This is a genomic window from Enterococcus sp. DIV0682 (assembly GCF_051712685.1).
Classification (GTDB): domain Bacteria; phylum Bacillota; class Bacilli; order Lactobacillales; family Enterococcaceae; genus Enterococcus; species Enterococcus faecalis.
Map to the genome: position 1 here is coordinate 1,049,015 of NZ_JBIOPK010000001.1, position 16,055 is coordinate 1,065,069.

Sequence of the window (16,055 nt, forward strand, 5' to 3'; positions counted from 1 at the left end):
CAATGAAAATAATGAGGTGGAACCCATGGCATTTACAACAACGGCTGCTGTTGAAGGCTCAACAGTTTTTTACAAAGTACATCCTAGTGCAAAACGCTATACATTAAAAGATAACGGCTTTACTGAAACAAAATCAGGGAACTTTCAATTGATTCGTTCCTTAGATCCAACGCCTCAGAGAAATGAAGGCTTCAAATTGAAAATTACGATCACTGCTGATCTAAAAGAGTTGAAAATGTCCATTACAACGGCAAATGGTTTAAAACCAATGAATATTTTCAAGAATGAACAACATGAAATGAGTAAAGAAAAATACTTTTTCTTAATGGATGGCTTAATTAGCCGTGGTGTATTAGAGAAAGTAGAATAACTTAGAGAAACCTGAAGAAACAAGTGAAAGTAGCTTGTTCCTTCAGGTTTTCTGTTTCTTTGAAAGCAACAGCTTGTTGGCTGTGTCTTTGTTCCCAGTATTTTCTCATTATACGCCCGGCTTGCTTTACTTATTTCAAAAAAATAGTATAATGAAAAGCACTGAAAAGTTACGACCTTCAAATCGTGGATGATTTCAGAATCTAATTGAAATGATGGTGATAAAATGGCAGATAACAGCAAAACGCGTGTCGTGGTAGGCATGAGTGGCGGTGTCGATTCATCTGTCACAGCGTTGCTTTTAAAAGAGCAAGGCTATGATGTAATTGGGATCTTTATGAAAAATTGGGACGATACAGACGAAAATGGTGTCTGTACCGCAACTGAGGATTATAAAGATGTCGCAAAAGTAGCGGATCAAATTGGGATTCCGTATTATTCGGTCAATTTTGAAAAAGAATATTGGGACCGTGTGTTTGAATATTTTTTAGCAGAATATCGGTTAGGACGGACACCAAATCCAGATGTCATGTGTAATAAAGAAATTAAATTTAAAGCATTCCTAGATTATGCTATGCAACTAGGCGCTGACTATGTTGCAACTGGCCACTATGCGCAAGTAGAAACAGATGAAAATGGCGTAGTGCATATGTTACGTGGAATTGATAATAATAAAGACCAAACCTATTTTTTAAGCCAATTATCACAAGCCCAATTGGCAAAAACAATGTTTCCATTGGGTGGCATGGAAAAGTCAGAAGTTCGTGCAATTGCTGAACGTGCTGGATTAGCCACAGCCAAGAAAAAAGACTCAACGGGCGTTTGTTTTATTGGTGAAAAGAATTTCAAAGAATTTTTGAGTAATTATTTACCAGCTAAAAAAGGCAACATGGTGACAGAAGATGGCGAAATCAAAGGACAACATGATGGTCTGATGTATTATACTATCGGTCAACGCCAAGGCTTAGGAATTGGTGGCGGCGGTAAAACACAAGAACCATGGTTTGTGATTGGGAAAGATTTAACTACCAATACATTATATGTGGGACAAGGATTTCACCATGAAAAACTATATGCAACACATTTAGAAGCTAGTGAGGTTCATTTTACTGTTGATACGCCAATGCCAAAAGAGTTTGACTGTACGGCTAAATTCCGTTATCGTCAAGCAGATATTCCAGTGCATGTTTCCTTATCTGAAGATGGCACAAAAGCAACCGTTACGTTTAAGGAACCAGCCCGCGCAGTCACTCCAGGTCAAGCTGTTGTTTTTTATGATGGAATGGAATGCTTAGGGGGCGGCTTAATTGATCGCGCCTACCAAGATGAAAAAGAACTACAATACGTCTAAAAAAGTTTCACGAGTTGTGAAACAAAAAGCGTATAGTTAACCAAAAGAAAAGCGGATATGCTGGTCATAAAACCAGTAAATATCCGCTTTTCTTTTTTGTTTTATATGCCTATTTTTTTTGAAATAAGAAAAAGAGAAAAATTAAAAATTCAAATTGTGGATAACTTTTCTGTGTATAACTTAGTCATCATTTTTCTCTTTTTTTAATTCGGCGGTGCTTCGACGAACCCATAGAAGGTTAATGAGAACCAGACAAGAAGTGGAAATAAAGACCCCACGATAACCGAAAGCGGCAGATACGCTTGAACCAATCATAGGACCAATCACATTTCCTGTCGCTTGGAAAGATTGATTGTAACTGAAAATACGACCTGCAGCGTCACTTGGGGAATAACGAGTGATCAACGTTTGAACAGCTGGTAGTAAACAGGCATCGGAAATCCCAACTAAGAAACGAAGCATGGCAAGCTGCCAGACATTTTGAACAAAGGCCATTGGTAGGTAAACGAAAATGGCTAAAATTAAGCCAATTGTCAAGATGCGTTCACTGCCAATACGATCGCCTAACCGGCCGAAACGAGGGGCGGCTATTAACGTTGCAATCCCTGGAATAGAAGCAATGACTCCGCTAATTAAGGTGACATTTCCGTGACCACCCAACAATTGTTGAATATATAAACTGATGATGGGACTAATTGAATTATTGGAAGCTTGAATGATTAATGTCGTAATAAACATTCCAAGAATCACGTGGGGATGTTCTAGTTTTTTTAAAATTTGTTTCCCAGATGCGGCTTGATTTTTTTCAATTGGCACAAACTCTTCATGGACAAAGACGAGACTCAAAACAAAAACGAGTAATAAAATCGTACCAGTAATGAAAAAGGTTGGCCGATAACCGAAAATAGAAGCAGTGACACCGCCCAAAAGAGGACCAAGCAACGTGCCGGTAACAGAACCAGTGGCTAAAGTACCAAGCACTTGACCGCTTTTTTCCTTAGGTGTGCCTGTAGCAACTAACGCAGTCGCATTACTGATATAACCAGAAAAAACACCTTGTAATAAGCGTAAGCCAATCAATTGATAAACACTTGTGACTGCGCCCATTAAACTAATGACGATAGCCATCCCTAATGAAGCGCGTAATAACATTAACTTGCGTCCTTTTCGGTCGGCTAAACGGCCCCACCAAGGTGAAACAATGGTCGTGACTAAAAAAGTGGAGGAGAACGTGATTCCGCTCCAAAAATTCAATTGTTGGTGGGTAAAATTACCTAATGTGTTGATATAAAGAGGCATGAATGGCATCACTAAGCTAAAGCCAATACCAGCCATAAATGTGCCAAACCATAAAACAAGCAGATTTTTTTCCCAAGGTTGTCTTGGACGGAAAATTTTACTTTTAATTAATTCATACATTCTATTTCCTCACTTTCTAGTAAAGAAATTCAAATTTGGCTTTGGCGAGTCGTTGATCATTCAATGCTTGATGCAATTCATTCGCAAAAAAGCCTTCTTTTAAATTTAGTGGATTTTTTGTAGCGTATACATATAACGTATAGGTGTGCACACCAGAGCGAGGACTTAACCCCAGATAACGTTCGGTTAACTCAGGTAACGTTTCAGTGGCAAGCGCTGGAATCATCTGTTTCCCCAAAGGAGAAGCAAGACTATTTTTTCCTTGAATGGTAGGCTTGAGTGCTGTTCGACTAAAGTCTTCAGGAATCTCATTGGTTACAGGAACATTGGCAGCTAACCAATGAATAAAAGGGAAACCGATTAGAGGAATCGTGTCATAATCAATTAATTCCCAGGATAAATAGCGGGCTTCTTTAGGAATGGCCGCTAAAGAAATAGGAAAAGATAAAATAGGACGTTCGTGTAATAAAAATTCTGCACTGGTTCGTTTGCCATAACGATCGGCCAAATGAGAACGGTTGGTAATATGCATGCCAAACAGCCTTCTTTCAAAAATGATGTTTACAAATTATTATTATAAACTATAATTTATAGTTTAAAAAGAGTCAATAGATATGATAAACTAATACTTGTCCAAAATTTAAGAATTGGAGGCGTCAGAAAGATGGCAAAAAAACGGAATTTAACGAAAGCCAAAATCCTTGAAAGTGCCCGCAACCTAGCGGAAGAATTGGGCGTTCACCAATTAACCTTTCAAAATTTAGCCGTTGATTTAGGCATCAAGTATCCTTCACTCTATAATCACTTTAAAAATATTGCTGAAGTAAAAAATGCTCTAGTGGACTTGTTAATTCAAGAATTAAATGATGCATTGCGAAGAGCCTTAGTGGGTAAGAGTGGCGCAGAAGCAATTCGGATATATGCTGAAACGTACCAACAATTTGCTTTTGAAAATTCTGCAGTCTATGAATTACTTATCAGTGTGCCGAAAACGCAAAACCAACAATTAATTGAAGGCATCCATGAAACCAATCAAATTATCTTACAACTTTTAGCTTTTTATCCATTTAATAATGAAGAACGACTGCACAAAAGTCGAGAATTACGTAGTTTAATCCATGGCTATATTACCTTACGTTTTTTAGGTTATTTTCAACGCGAAGAAGCCACGCCGGAAGAAAGTTATCGTCGCATGATTGAAGATTTTATTGCTTCTTTAGAAGTAGCAGGATAAAATAAATTTCAAAAATTTCTCAGTCCGAAACCAAATCCTTGCAACTTTTTCAGAAAGTGACTATGATACCTACAGTAGCAAAAAAAGGAGCGGTTCAATGTATCAAGTAATTACAATGTATGGCGACAATGAACCTTGGTGGTTTTTTGATGATTGGCAAGAGGACATTGTTCAAGAAAAAACCTTCGATAACTTGACCGATGCAGAGACATATTATGTGGAAGTTTGGCAAAAACTTTCTCAGAATTATACATACGTCAACACAAAGCCTAATTATTTAACGGCTTTCTGGAATGATGGGGAAGAACGCTGGTGTGAAGAATGCGATGAAGATTTACAACAATACTTCGGTTTAGCATTACTAGAAAATCATCATGCAGTTACTTTTGAAAATAAAGCTGAGTTTACCACAATATCCAATCATTTTGGCAAAACAAAATTCTGCAAACGGAAAGTTATTTGAAACGCATGAGTTTAAAGAAAAACCTCAGGGAATTTTCTTTAAACTCTTTTTCTATTCTCGGAATTTAGAGAAAATCGAACCAATATTTGGTATAATACGAAAAGATAGCACTCAAAAAGGAGCGAAACTAGTGGTTGCAAAACAATTAATTATTGCTGAAAAACCTAGCGTAGCAAAAGATTTAAGCCGCGTTTTAGGAGCAAATCAAAAAAATAAGAATTATTATGAAGGACCCAACGTGATTGTCACCTGGGCTTTAGGCCATCTCTTAGGACTAAAAATGCCAGAAGATTTAAACAAAGAATGGCAAACGTGGCAAATGGAAACTTTACCGATGATTCCTAAGAATTTAGGGATTAAACCGTTACCGAAAACGGGACATCAATTAAAAGCGATTAAACAATTAGCTAATCGTAAAGATGTTTCTGAAGCCGTGATTGCCACTGATGCTGGTCGTGAAGGTGAATTAGTGGCCCGCTGGATTTTAGAATATGTCCGTTTTAACAAACCAGTCAAACGCTTATGGATTTCATCTCAAACAGACAAAGCCATTAAAGACGGGTTTAAGAAAATTCGCCCAGCGAAAGACTACGATAATTTGTATTACTCTGCCTTGGCGCGCGCAAAAGCTGACTGGTTAGTTGGGCTAAACGTCACACGGGCCTTGACAGTGAAATATCAAGATAACTTATCCGCAGGTCGTGTTCAAACACCAACTTTAGCAATGGTACGCCAACAAGAAAAAACGATTGAACAATTTAAGCCTCAAACTTATTTTACTATCTCGTTAACTGTTGAATCAGAAAAAGCAAAGATGACCCAAAAAAATCCATACGCTTTAAAAGAACGGCAGGAAGCAGAACAATTAGTCAAAGAACTCTCAAAACAAAAGGGCTTAGTTACCGATATCCAAGAAAAAGTTAAAACAGAAAATGCGCCGTTACCGTATGATTTAACCGAAATCCAGCGTGAAGCCAACCAGCGATTCCAATTTTCTGCAAAGAAAACGTTGTCTCTTGTACAAAGTTTATACGAAACCCATAAAATTGTTTCCTATCCTCGAACTGACAGCAAATATCTAACGACGGATATGAAAGGAACGATGAAAGAGCGCCTTCAAGCTATTGCTGATTTTTCACCAGAAGTGAAAGGCTACCTTAAAAATGGGGCCGTTGTTAAACAACAAAAAGTTTTCCAAAATGCAAAAGTCACGGATCACCATGGGTTGATTCCAACTGAACAACGTCCTCGTTATGAAAAACTAAGCAATGATGAACAAAAAATCTATCAAATGATTGTTCAACGATTCTTAGGTTTGTTTGCTGAGCCAAATCAAACCAAACAAACAAAAGTTACAGTCGCTTTTGGAAAAGAAACATTTGTCTTTCATCAAAATAAAGTAGTTGTTGCTGGTTGGAAAACAACAGCCGAACAGCCGCTATCCACTGTCCAATGGCAAAAAGGCATGACCGTTGCGCCAAACTTTACCATTAACAAAGAATTAACGTCGCCGCCAAAACCATTAACCGAAGGAACGTTGTTAGGAAAAATGGAGAAACACAGTTTAGGCACACCGGCAACGCGAGCTGAAATCATTGAAAAACTGATTAAATCAGAATTGATGGAACGAACCAATAGCGGTTTAAGTGTCTCTGCCAAAGGAAAGCAACTATTAGACTTGGTGAATCCATCACTTGTGACACCTGAACTAACGGAAAAATGGGAAAAGTCGCTCGAAGCAATCGCTTCGGGTCAACAAAAGAGTCAACTTTTCTTAAAGGATATTGAAGAGGATACGAAAAAATTAGTCCGTGAAATTAAACAAAGCGAGAAAAAATATCAAGATTTTTCCATTACGCAAAAAAAATGTCCAGATTGTGGCTCAAACTTACGGGAAAAAAATACGAAAGATGGGAAGATTTACGTTTGTACAAACCAAGAATGTTCTTATCGTCGGCGAAAAGATCCTAAAGTATCCAATCACCGTTGCCCACAATGCCATAAAAAAATGGTTATCATAGAAGGAAAAAATGGTCGTTCTTTCAAATGTAAATTCTGTTCGATTACTGAAAAAATTCCCGATAAAAAAGAACGAAAACAAAAAATGACTAAACATGAAGAACGTCGTTTGATGAAAAAATATTCACAACCAGACGAACCAGAAGAAAGTGCTTTAGCACAGGCTTTAAAAGCCGCTATGAACCAAGAGTAGCAATTTGACGAATGTTGACTCTAAATAATCAAGTCATCCTTGTTGGTCTTTAGTAAACTTTCAAATAGAAAGAGAGGGACACGGATGCTCGCAAATTTAAATCAAGCAATGGATTATATTGAAGAACATTTAACGGAAGAAGTATCCTTCGATGAATTGGCAAAAAAGACAGGGATTTCTGTTTACCATTTTAAACGAACTTTTTCGTTTATTGCGGGGATGAGTCTGGCTGAATATATTAAAAAGAGACGTTTGGCGGAAGCAAATTTAGCATTACTTGCTGGTGAAAAAGTGACAGATGTAGCTTTTAAATATGGTTATCAAAGTATTGAAGGATTCTCAAGAGCCTTTCGCGATTGGTCAGGACAAGCCCCTTCTGAAGTAATGAAAACACAAATCCAAAAAACGTTCCCTAAATTCTCTTTCTATATTGATATTAAAGGAGGACAATCAATGGATGTTAAATTGATTGAAAAACCAGCGTTTCAAATAGTCGGAGTTAGTCAGAAGGTTCCCTTGCAGTATCAAGGGGAAAATCAAGCAATCATGGAATTAGCACAGCGCATTACACCACAACAACGAGCGGAAATGCATACATTTGATGACATATATCCTCATCAAGTAGTAAATGCTTCTTTTGACTTTCAAGAGGGACGAACAACAGAAGGTGGAGAAATGACACACATGATTGGCTTTGCCACTTCGCAAGAAAATACCTATGAAGATTTGGAGCAACTAAGCGTACCTGCTCATACATGGGCGGTTTTTTCAAATGAAGGTCCTTTCCCACAAACTTTACAAGAAACCTGGGCAAGGATATTCTCTGAATGGTTGCCTTCATCTGGTTACCAAGTCGTTGCAGCACCAGAAATTTCGTTTACGCAATATCAAGGACCAGCAGAAGCTAAGTACAGTGAAATCTGGCTCGCTGTTACAGCTACTAAATAAAGAAAACCCACCATTGAAAAATGGTGGGTTTTTCCGCCAAGAAGGAAAAAGTTTGGTATAATAAACGTGAAGAAAAAAATTAGACCTTCTAAACTGAAATCTAGCTATGGATAAGTGATGCGAATACGGAATCATGGAGAAAAAATAATTCTCCGAGGTTTTAGAGTCATGTTGTTTAGAATGGTACCAAAACTCATTATACCCGAATAACACGCCTTTAAGTGTTTTAGAGTCATGTTGTTTAGAATGGTACCAAAACCAAAGCGTTCTGGTTATCGTCTCAGAATAGGTTTTAGAGTCATGTTGTTTAGAATGGTACCAAAACAAATCAACTATCCAGTCGCACATGTCCGCAGTTTTAGAGTCATGTTGTTTAGAATGGTACCAAAACATCAAAAGCAGTTGTGAAGACACCTGAAGCGTTTTAGAGTCATGTTGTTTAGAATGGTACCAAAACGACTGCTATCACGAGCGCTTTACATATATTGTTTTAGAGTCATGTTGTTTAGAATGGTACCAAAACCCAAGTTGGTACGATTACTCAAAAATTAGAGTTTTATAGCCATGTTGTTAAAAAACAAACTATCACCACAAGCAATCCGTAATTTTTATCACAAGATTAGAATTTTTATCATCAAAGACGAGCTGCTTCAATTTTCGAAAACTAATCAAGTGATAAGTCAAAATGTTGATAGATTGAGATTAGTTCTTCCTTTTTTTAGGAAGGGCTTTTTTTATTGATAGAAGAAAGGGAAGAAATCTTGGTAGCACCTAAAAAAATTGTGAGAAATGCTTCTGTATTGTTTGGTTTCTGCCTCAGAAAGTTGTATACTTAGATTGGAATTATTCTATATTACATGCATTTTCACACTTTTTGGAAAAGTTCACTTGAATTTTCTTTTAGTTTCGTAGATAAAAGGAGTCATCGCTAATGGAAATGAACAATTCAGGTAAGCTTGTTTCTTTGTGTGGAGGCAAATCAGGGAGGAAATAATATGTTTGATATTGTAACATTGGCGAGAATCCAATTTGCGATGACAACAGTTTTCCACTTTTTCTTCGTACCGTTTTCAATAGGATTAGCACTTGTTGTAGCAATTATGGAAACAATGTACGTTGTGAAAAAAGAGGAACGTTATCGTAAAATGGCCAAGTTTTGGGGAAATATATTCCTATTAAGCTTCGCTGTTGGGGTTGTAACCGGGATTATTCAAGAATTTCAGTTTGGGATGAACTGGTCTGACTATTCTCGATTCGTCGGAGATATTTTTGGGGCACCGTTGGCGGTAGAAGCGCTCTTAGCTTTCTTCTTAGAGTCAACATTCTTAGGTTTATGGATCTTTACTTGGGATAAAATGAATCCAAAAGTTCACGTAACCTTTATCTGGTTAGTCGTATTCGGTTCAATGATGTCTGCTTTCTGGATTTTAGTTGCCAATAGTTTTATGCAACATCCAGTAGGTTATGTCATCAATAATGGCCGTGCTGAAATGGTGGATTTTGTAGCTGTCATCAGCAATCCAAAAGTTTGGTATGAATTTTCACATGTTATCATGGGCGCCTTTACATTGGGCGGCATGGCAGTAGCTGGTATGGCTGCTTTCCAATTGTTGAAAAAACGGGATATTTCATTCCACAAAGCATCTATGCGCATTGGCTTATGGGTTACTTTGTTCGGTTCAATCGGCGTTTTATTAGCTGGCGACTTGCAAATGAAAGCTCTAATTGAAGGACAACCAATGAAATTTGCGGCGATGGAAGGGGCCTATGAAGACTCTGATGATCCTGCTGCTTGGACATTGATTGCTTGGGCAGATGAACGAGAACATAAACAAGTTTTTGGTATCGATATTCCATATATGCTAAGTATTTTATCGTATAACAAATTATCAGGTTCGGTTGATGGAATGGATACAGTCAACAAGCGCTTGGTAGAAAAATATGGGGATGATAAAAATTATTATCCACCAGTTAACACTTTATTCTGGAGCTTCCGTATCATGGCTGGTTTTGGTGCCTTAATGTTATTGGTTGCTGCCTTAGGACTATTCTTTACAAGGAAGAAAAAACCATCGCTGTACGAGAAGAAATGGATGCTGTGGGTTGTTGCTTTATGTACGTTCGCACCATTCCTTGCGAATACAACAGGTTGGTTAGTCACTGAATTAGGTCGTTATCCGTGGACTGTCTATGGACTATTTACGATTGAACAAAGTGTTTCACCAAATGTATCGGTTGCTTCATTAATTACGTCAAATGTCATTTATTTCTTATTATTTGCTGGTTTAGGTAGTGTCATGGTTTACTTGGTCATTTTAGAATTACGTAAAGGACCAGACTATGAAGCGAAAAAATTAGCGAAAGAAAATGAACCAGCGTTGGATCCATTTGATAAGGGGGTATTTGGCGAATGAGTACACTACAATTATTATGGTTTGTCCTTATCGGCGTCTTGTTCTCAGGTTTCTTCTTCTTAGAAGGATTTGACTTTGGTGTTGGAATGGCCGTTCAAACGTTGGCACACAATGACGACGAAAAAGATCAAGTCGTTGCAACAATTGGACCTGTTTGGGACGGAAACGAAGTTTGGCTATTAACAGCGGGCGGCGCAATGTTTGCCTCTTTCCCATATTGGTATGCTTCATTATTTAGTGGCTACTATTTAATTCTATTTACGATTTTATTTGGCTTAATTATTCGCGGAGTTTCCTTTGAATTCCGCCACAACATGCCGGAAGGTAAACGTCGTCGGATGTGGAACTGGACGCTATCAATTGGTAGTTTCCTTGTACCGTTCTTCTTTGGTATTTTGTTTATCAGCTTAGTCCAAGGGATGCCTTTAGATGCAAACGGCAATATGCATGCGCAATTTACGGATTATTTTAATCTGTTTTCAATTGTTGGTGGAGTAGCCTTAACATTACTTTGCTACTTACACGGCATGAACTATATTGCTTTAAAAACAGAAGGCCCAATTCGTGAACGTGCTCGAAATTATGCAGAAATCTTATACGGCGTTTTATATGTCGGTTTAGTTGTTTTTGCAGTGTTGATGTACTTCAAAACGGACTTTTATGAAAAGAACTTTGCGGTCACTTTAATTTTAACGTTAGCAATTGTGGTCTTAACGGTCATTGCTAATGTTGGGGTGTTTAAACGCAAAGAGATGTTAGCTTTTCTAGCGAGTGGTTTAACATTAGTTGTACTAGTTGCTCTCTTGTTCAGTGGCTTGTTCCCACGTGTTATGATTGGTAGTGAAGGTTTTGATTTGTTGATTAAAGATGCAACAAGCACACCATATACACTAAAAATTATGACGTGGATTTCTTTAAGCATTTTACCATTCGTGTTAGCTTATACTGCTTGGTCCTATTATATTTTCAGAAAACGTATTTCACAGACAGCCGTACCAGAGGGGTATTAAATCTATGATTGATAAAGACATCTTACAGATGCCTAAAATCAAAAAAATTCTTGTCTTGCTTGCAGGTTTTTCTTTCCTGCAAGCAGTCTTTATAATTGGGCAAGCTTTTTTTCTTTCAAAAGCCATTGTCGGCCTTTGGAGTGGCGGGCATCTTAACCAACAACTACAGAGTATTTTACTCTTTTTTATTTTTTATCTTGGTCGACATGTTATTACGTATTTTCGTGAGAGAATGCTCGATACATTTAGTTATGAACGCTCGAAAGAATTACGCGAACAATTATTAACCAAAATTTTCCGTTTGGGGCCAAATGTTGTTCAAAAAAATGGAACTGGAAATATGGTTACCATGGCTTTAGAAGGCATCAGTCAAACCGAAAATTATTTACAATTGATTTTGACAAAAATGATGAATATGATGATTATTCCTTGGATTATTTTGGCCTTTGTTTTTACACAAGATATTCGCTCAGGCGTAACATTGCTGATTGTTTTTCCGATTATTATTATTTTTATGATTGTGTTAGGTTATGCAGCACAAAGTAAAGCGGACAAGCAATATGCGGCGTTTCAAATGCTTTCCAATCATTTTATTGATTCCTTGCGAGGAATTGACACACTGAAACTGTTTGGGTTGAGTAAAAAATATGCTGGGAGTATTTACCATACAAGTGAACGATTCAGAAAAGCGACCATGAGTACGTTGAAAATTGCTATTTTATCAACTTTTGCGTTAGACTTTTTTACGACATTATCGGTAGCTGTTGTGGCAGTTTTCCTTGGATTAAGTTTATTAAACGGCACGATTTTATTATTTCCTGCCTTGGTTACTTTAATTTTAGCACCCGAGTTCTTTTTACCGATTCGTGATTTTTCAAGTGATTATCACGCAACCTTAGATGGAAAAAACTCTTTTCAAGCGATCCAAGCGGTATTAGCATTGCCAGAAGCAGAACAGACCGATGTGCTCACGTTAGATGATTGGCATCAAGAAAGTCAGTTGTCAGTCACCGCGTTAAATTTTTCCTATGAAGATGCAACGCAAGAAGCAATTCAATCGTTGCAATTCTCTGTTGATGGTCGCAAAAAGATTGGAATTATCGGGGCGAGTGGTTCTGGTAAGTCAACGTTAATTAATTTATTAAGTGGCTTTTTATTACCAACAGAAGAAACGAGTCAATTGGCGATAAATGGTCAAACGATTCCACATTTTTTACAAAAAGACTGGCAAAAACAAATCCTTTATATTCCGCAAGCACCATATATTTTCCAAGATACTTTGGCAAACAATATTCGCTTTTATACACCTGAAGCAACAGATGAGGCGATTCAGCAAGCGATTCAGTTAGTTGGCTTAGACGAGCTGGTTAAAGACCTTCCCGAAGGAATTCATACCTTGATTGGGGAAAGTGGTCGAATGTTAAGTGGGGGACAAGCGCAACGAGTAGCGTTGGCCCGCGCCTTTGTCGATCAAAAACGCCACGTCTTGCTGTTTGATGAGCCGACAGCGCATTTGGATATTGAAACAGAAGTTGAAATGAAAGAGCGCATGTTGCCATTAATGAACAATCATCTTGTCTTCTTTGCGACACATCGTCTGCATTGGATGGAAGAAATGGATTACATTTTAGTGATGGAAAAAGGTCAATTAGTGGAACAAGGAACGCTAGCAGAGTTGATTGAAAAAGATGGCTACTATGTTCAATTAATGAAGCAAATGAGAGGAGGACGCCAATGATGGAAAAACAGCCGACAACGAAAGACGTTTGGAAAAACGATCAATGGGTTCGTCCTTTTTTAAAACGCTATAAAAAAACCTTGTATTTTGCCTTACTTTTAGGCTTCTTGACGTTCTTTAGCGCAGGGGCATTAATGTTTACGTCTGGTTACTTAATCAGTCGTGCGGCTTCCTTACCAGAGAATATTTTATTAATTTATATTCCCATTGTTTTAACAAGAGCATTCGGGATTGGCCGTCCTGTTTTTCGTTATGTGGAGCGTCTAACGAGTCATAACTGGGTGTTAAAAATGACCTCTGATCTGCGCTTGAAACTTTATAATGTGCTAGAAAAAGATGCGATTTTCTTTAAGACAAAATATCGCACTGGGGATATCTTAGGTTTGCTTTCGGAGGATATTAATCATATCCAAAACTTGTATTTACGAACGATTTTCCCAACCGTTATTGCTTGGATTTTGTATATCTTTTTAGTGATTGCATTAGGTTTCTTTTCTTGGTGGTTTGCTTTATGCATGTTACTGATGTTAGGAGTGGTTGTTTTTCTATTACCACTTGTTTCAGTTCTAGTGAATGGTGCGCGTCAAGAAAAACATAAATATGCCAAAAATGAGTTATATCAAACACTAACCGACAATATTCTAGGTGTGTCTGATTGGGTATTTAGTCAACGTGGCTCTGAATTCGTTGCTCGTTATGAAACAGATGAAGCGAATGTTCGTGCATTAGATGAAAAAATGAAGCAATTTAACCGTGGCCGAGACTTTGTTTTACAACTTCTGTTTGGTGTGATTGCGATTGCTGTCTTAGCTTGGACTAGTGTGCGGTTTCCAGGTAATCATGGGGGTGCAGCCAATTGGATTGGTGCCTTTGTTTTAACCGTTTTTCCGTTAATTGATGCTTTTGCTCCGCTACCTGCTGCAGCACAGGAAACAACGATTTATAAGGATTCCATTCGTCGTTTTAATGAGCTTCCTGAAGGGGAAGATGACTCAACAGAAGTGCCTGTTCAGCCAAATGGCACCAGTTTATCGATAGAACATTTGTCTTTTGCATATGAAAATCAAGAGAAAAAGGTATTAAATGACTTATCGTTAACAATTCCTGAAAAACAAAAATTAGCGATTTTAGGGCGCAGTGGTTCCGGAAAGAGTACGTTGGCTTCGCTCATTCGTGGTGATTTACGGCCTACTTCGGGAGAAATCCTTTTAGGAAACATCCCAACTGAGGCATTTGGTGAGACGATGACTGAATATATTGGGGTTATGCACCAAGCACCGTACCTATTTCGAACAACCATTTTAAATAATATTCGGATTGGTAGAGAAGAAGCGAGCGAAGCAGAAGTTTGGGCGGTTTTAGAAAAAGTTGGCTTAAAAGAAATGGTTGCCCAATTACCAGAAGGTTTACAAACAATGGTGGATGAAGCAGGTTTGCGTTTCTCTGGTGGCGAACGACATCGCTTGGCGCTAGCACGGATTCTTTTGCAAGATACACCAATTGTGTTATTAGACGAACCAACTACTGGTTTAGATCCAATTACAGAACAGCAATTGCTGGAAACCTTTTTTGAGGCATTAAAAGATAAAACCGTCATCTGGATTACCCACCATTTGCAAGGCGTAACTTTGATGGATCAAGTGATCTTTATTGAAGATGGCCAATTAGAGATGAGTGGTACACCAGAAGAATTACTTGCAACCAATGCGCATTATCAAAAACTTTACCGAATTGATCGTGGCATTAGTTCTTTCGAGGAATAAAAAAACGACTGGTTGTTGATTAAAGCAAACAATCAGTCGTTTTTCTATTTCAATTAATGGCAATTCTTCCATAAAACGTTTAAAATGAACGATGTAATAAGAGCTCAGTTAAGGAAAGTAAGGTTTCTTTTGCTGTGCCATCAGGCAATTGTTGAATATCAGTGATTGCTTTGTTGGTTACTTTTTTAGCAAAAGCTTGTGCTTCTGTAACGCCATGATAGTCGTTGACTAGCGCCGCAACTTCAGCTGCTTCTTCTAAGGTAATGGCGCGTCCTTTATCCAAATAAGGGCTGAATACGTCAGGTGCTGCTTGGTAAGCGAAGAGAAGGGGTAACGTATAAACACCTTGTGACAAGTCTTCTAAAGCGGGCTTTTTCAAGGTTTCCGTGTCAGCAGTATAATCTAAAATATCGTCATAGACTTGAAAAGCAATGCCAATATGACGGCCAATTCGTTTAGCTAAACGTTGGACTTCTTTTGAACTATGACCGAAATAGGCCCCTTCAAGACAGCTTAGTGAAAAAAGTTCGGCTGTTTTGCCGTTGACACTTCTTAAATAAGCAGGAATCGACATGCGGCGGTCAAATCGATGACTCATTTGATCGAGTTCACCAAGTAATAACCGTTTCATTCCTTGTGCATTGATTTTCATAAATTCAGAGCCATTCATGGCATCTGCAATCAAAGTAAAGAATTCAGTGAATAGTAAATCACCTGTGTAAACAGCCACGTCTTTACCATATTGTGATTGAATAGTCACAGCGCCTCGGCGCAATGGAGAATCGTCAATAATGTCATCGTGAATCAACGTAGCCATATGTAGGATTTCCAAAGATGCAGCTATTTTTAATAATTGTTGTTTCTCTTGTTTTTCTTCATCACCCAGTTGAGCAAAAAGAAAGAAAAAAGCGGGGCGTAATAATTTGCCGCCAGAACGAGCCAAAGTTACTAAGGCTTCTTCAATGTCTTCGTTGCGTGTATGCAACGTTTGTTCAATTAATTCACATGTTTCCGTTAAAGAACGTTCAACGTCAGGAAACGACTTCCAAAATGTGTTCATAAATATACTACGATCCTTTCAGTGGTTCAATACTATTTGATTGTATACGAATTGGCGACAGAAATACAGTAATT

The 16,055-nt window shown here is 38.0% G+C and carries 13 protein-coding genes and 1 CRISPR repeat array; of the genes, 10 read left to right on the forward strand and 3 right to left on the reverse strand.

Annotated elements, in window-relative coordinates; genetic code table 11:
• Nucleotides 1-25: 25 nt before the first annotated feature.
• Together IGK96_RS05020 and mnmA are read left to right on the forward strand one after the other, a co-directional pair.
• Nucleotides 26-370 carry a DUF1831 domain-containing protein gene (locus tag IGK96_RS05020; protein WP_002356959.1) on the forward strand — a complete coding sequence of 115 codons (345 nt, stop codon included), beginning with the start codon at nucleotides 26-28 and terminating at the stop codon, nucleotides 368-370.
• A 225-nt stretch (nucleotides 371-595) separates the two neighbouring features.
• A complete protein-coding gene (gene mnmA, locus IGK96_RS05025; RefSeq protein ID WP_002362075.1) occupies nucleotides 596-1,720 on the forward strand; it encodes a tRNA 2-thiouridine(34) synthase MnmA in 1,125 nt (374 codons plus the stop codon).
• 180 nt (nucleotides 1,721-1,900) lie between these two features.
• Here mnmA and IGK96_RS05030 read toward each other — a convergent pair whose 3' ends face one another.
• Nucleotides 1,901-3,139 (reverse strand): multidrug efflux MFS transporter, encoded by a 1,239-nt coding sequence (locus IGK96_RS05030; protein ID WP_016618437.1) that lies wholly within the window; start codon nucleotides 3,137-3,139, stop codon nucleotides 1,901-1,903.
• A 16-nt stretch (nucleotides 3,140-3,155) separates the two neighbouring features.
• Nucleotides 3,156-3,671, reverse strand: a complete 516-nt coding sequence (locus IGK96_RS05035; protein ID WP_002362073.1) for a YbhB/YbcL family Raf kinase inhibitor-like protein — start codon at nucleotides 3,669-3,671, stop codon at nucleotides 3,156-3,158.
• Nucleotides 3,672-3,803: 132 nt separating this feature from the next.
• On the opposite strand from IGK96_RS05035, the gene IGK96_RS05040 reads away from it, so the two are divergent.
• The 8 genes from IGK96_RS05040 (at nucleotide 3,804) to cydC (ending at nucleotide 14,921) form a co-directional block, all read left to right on the forward strand.
• Nucleotides 3,804-4,373, forward strand: a complete 570-nt coding sequence (locus tag IGK96_RS05040) for a TetR/AcrR family transcriptional regulator (protein ID WP_002411399.1) — start codon at nucleotides 3,804-3,806, stop codon at nucleotides 4,371-4,373.
• Between the two features lie 97 nt (nucleotides 4,374-4,470).
• Nucleotides 4,471-4,836 carry a DUF1033 family protein gene (locus IGK96_RS05045; RefSeq protein WP_002356966.1) on the forward strand — a complete coding sequence of 122 codons (366 nt, stop codon included), beginning with the start codon at nucleotides 4,471-4,473 and terminating at the stop codon, nucleotides 4,834-4,836.
• A 130-nt stretch (nucleotides 4,837-4,966) separates the two neighbouring features.
• Nucleotides 4,967-7,048: a DNA topoisomerase III gene (locus tag IGK96_RS05050; RefSeq protein ID WP_002388224.1), complete on the forward strand. Its 2,082-nt coding sequence runs from the start codon at nucleotides 4,967-4,969 to the stop codon at nucleotides 7,046-7,048.
• Nucleotides 7,049-7,132: 84 nt separating this feature from the next.
• Nucleotides 7,133-7,996, forward strand: coding sequence for an AraC family transcriptional regulator (locus IGK96_RS05055; protein WP_071646747.1), 864 nt, complete (start codon nucleotides 7,133-7,135; stop codon nucleotides 7,994-7,996).
• Between the two features lie 157 nt (nucleotides 7,997-8,153).
• Nucleotides 8,154-8,519: direct repeats of the CRISPR family, unit length 36 nt; unit sequence GTTTTAGAGTCATGTTGTTTAGAATGGTACCAAAAC.
• A gap of 472 nt (nucleotides 8,520-8,991) precedes the next feature.
• Nucleotides 8,992-10,410 (forward strand): cytochrome ubiquinol oxidase subunit I, encoded by a 1,419-nt coding sequence (locus IGK96_RS05060; protein WP_010707351.1) that lies wholly within the window; start codon nucleotides 8,992-8,994, stop codon nucleotides 10,408-10,410.
• The gene (gene cydB, locus IGK96_RS05065) at nucleotides 10,407-11,420 is read left to right on the forward strand and encodes a cytochrome d ubiquinol oxidase subunit II (protein WP_002356976.1); all 1,014 of its coding nucleotides are present in this window, start codon (nucleotides 10,407-10,409) and stop codon (nucleotides 11,418-11,420) included. Before IGK96_RS05060 ends, cydB begins: the two co-directional genes overlap by 4 nt.
• 4 nt (nucleotides 11,421-11,424) lie before the next feature.
• Nucleotides 11,425-13,158 carry a thiol reductant ABC exporter subunit CydD gene (gene cydD / locus IGK96_RS05070; protein WP_002364369.1) on the forward strand — a complete coding sequence of 578 codons (1,734 nt, stop codon included), beginning with the start codon at nucleotides 11,425-11,427 and terminating at the stop codon, nucleotides 13,156-13,158.
• Nucleotides 13,155-14,921: a thiol reductant ABC exporter subunit CydC gene (cydC, locus tag IGK96_RS05075; RefSeq protein ID WP_085443342.1), complete on the forward strand. Its 1,767-nt coding sequence runs from the start codon at nucleotides 13,155-13,157 to the stop codon at nucleotides 14,919-14,921. The genes cydD and cydC overlap by 4 nt, the downstream gene beginning before the upstream one ends.
• Nucleotides 14,922-15,000: 79 nt before the next feature.
• Here the strand turns inward: cydC and IGK96_RS05080 are convergent, their stop codons facing one another.
• Complete coding sequence (locus tag IGK96_RS05080; RefSeq protein WP_002360015.1) at nucleotides 15,001-15,981, reverse strand: polyprenyl synthetase family protein; 981 nt, start codon at nucleotides 15,979-15,981, stop codon at nucleotides 15,001-15,003.
• Nucleotides 15,982-16,055: the final 74 nt, after the last annotated feature.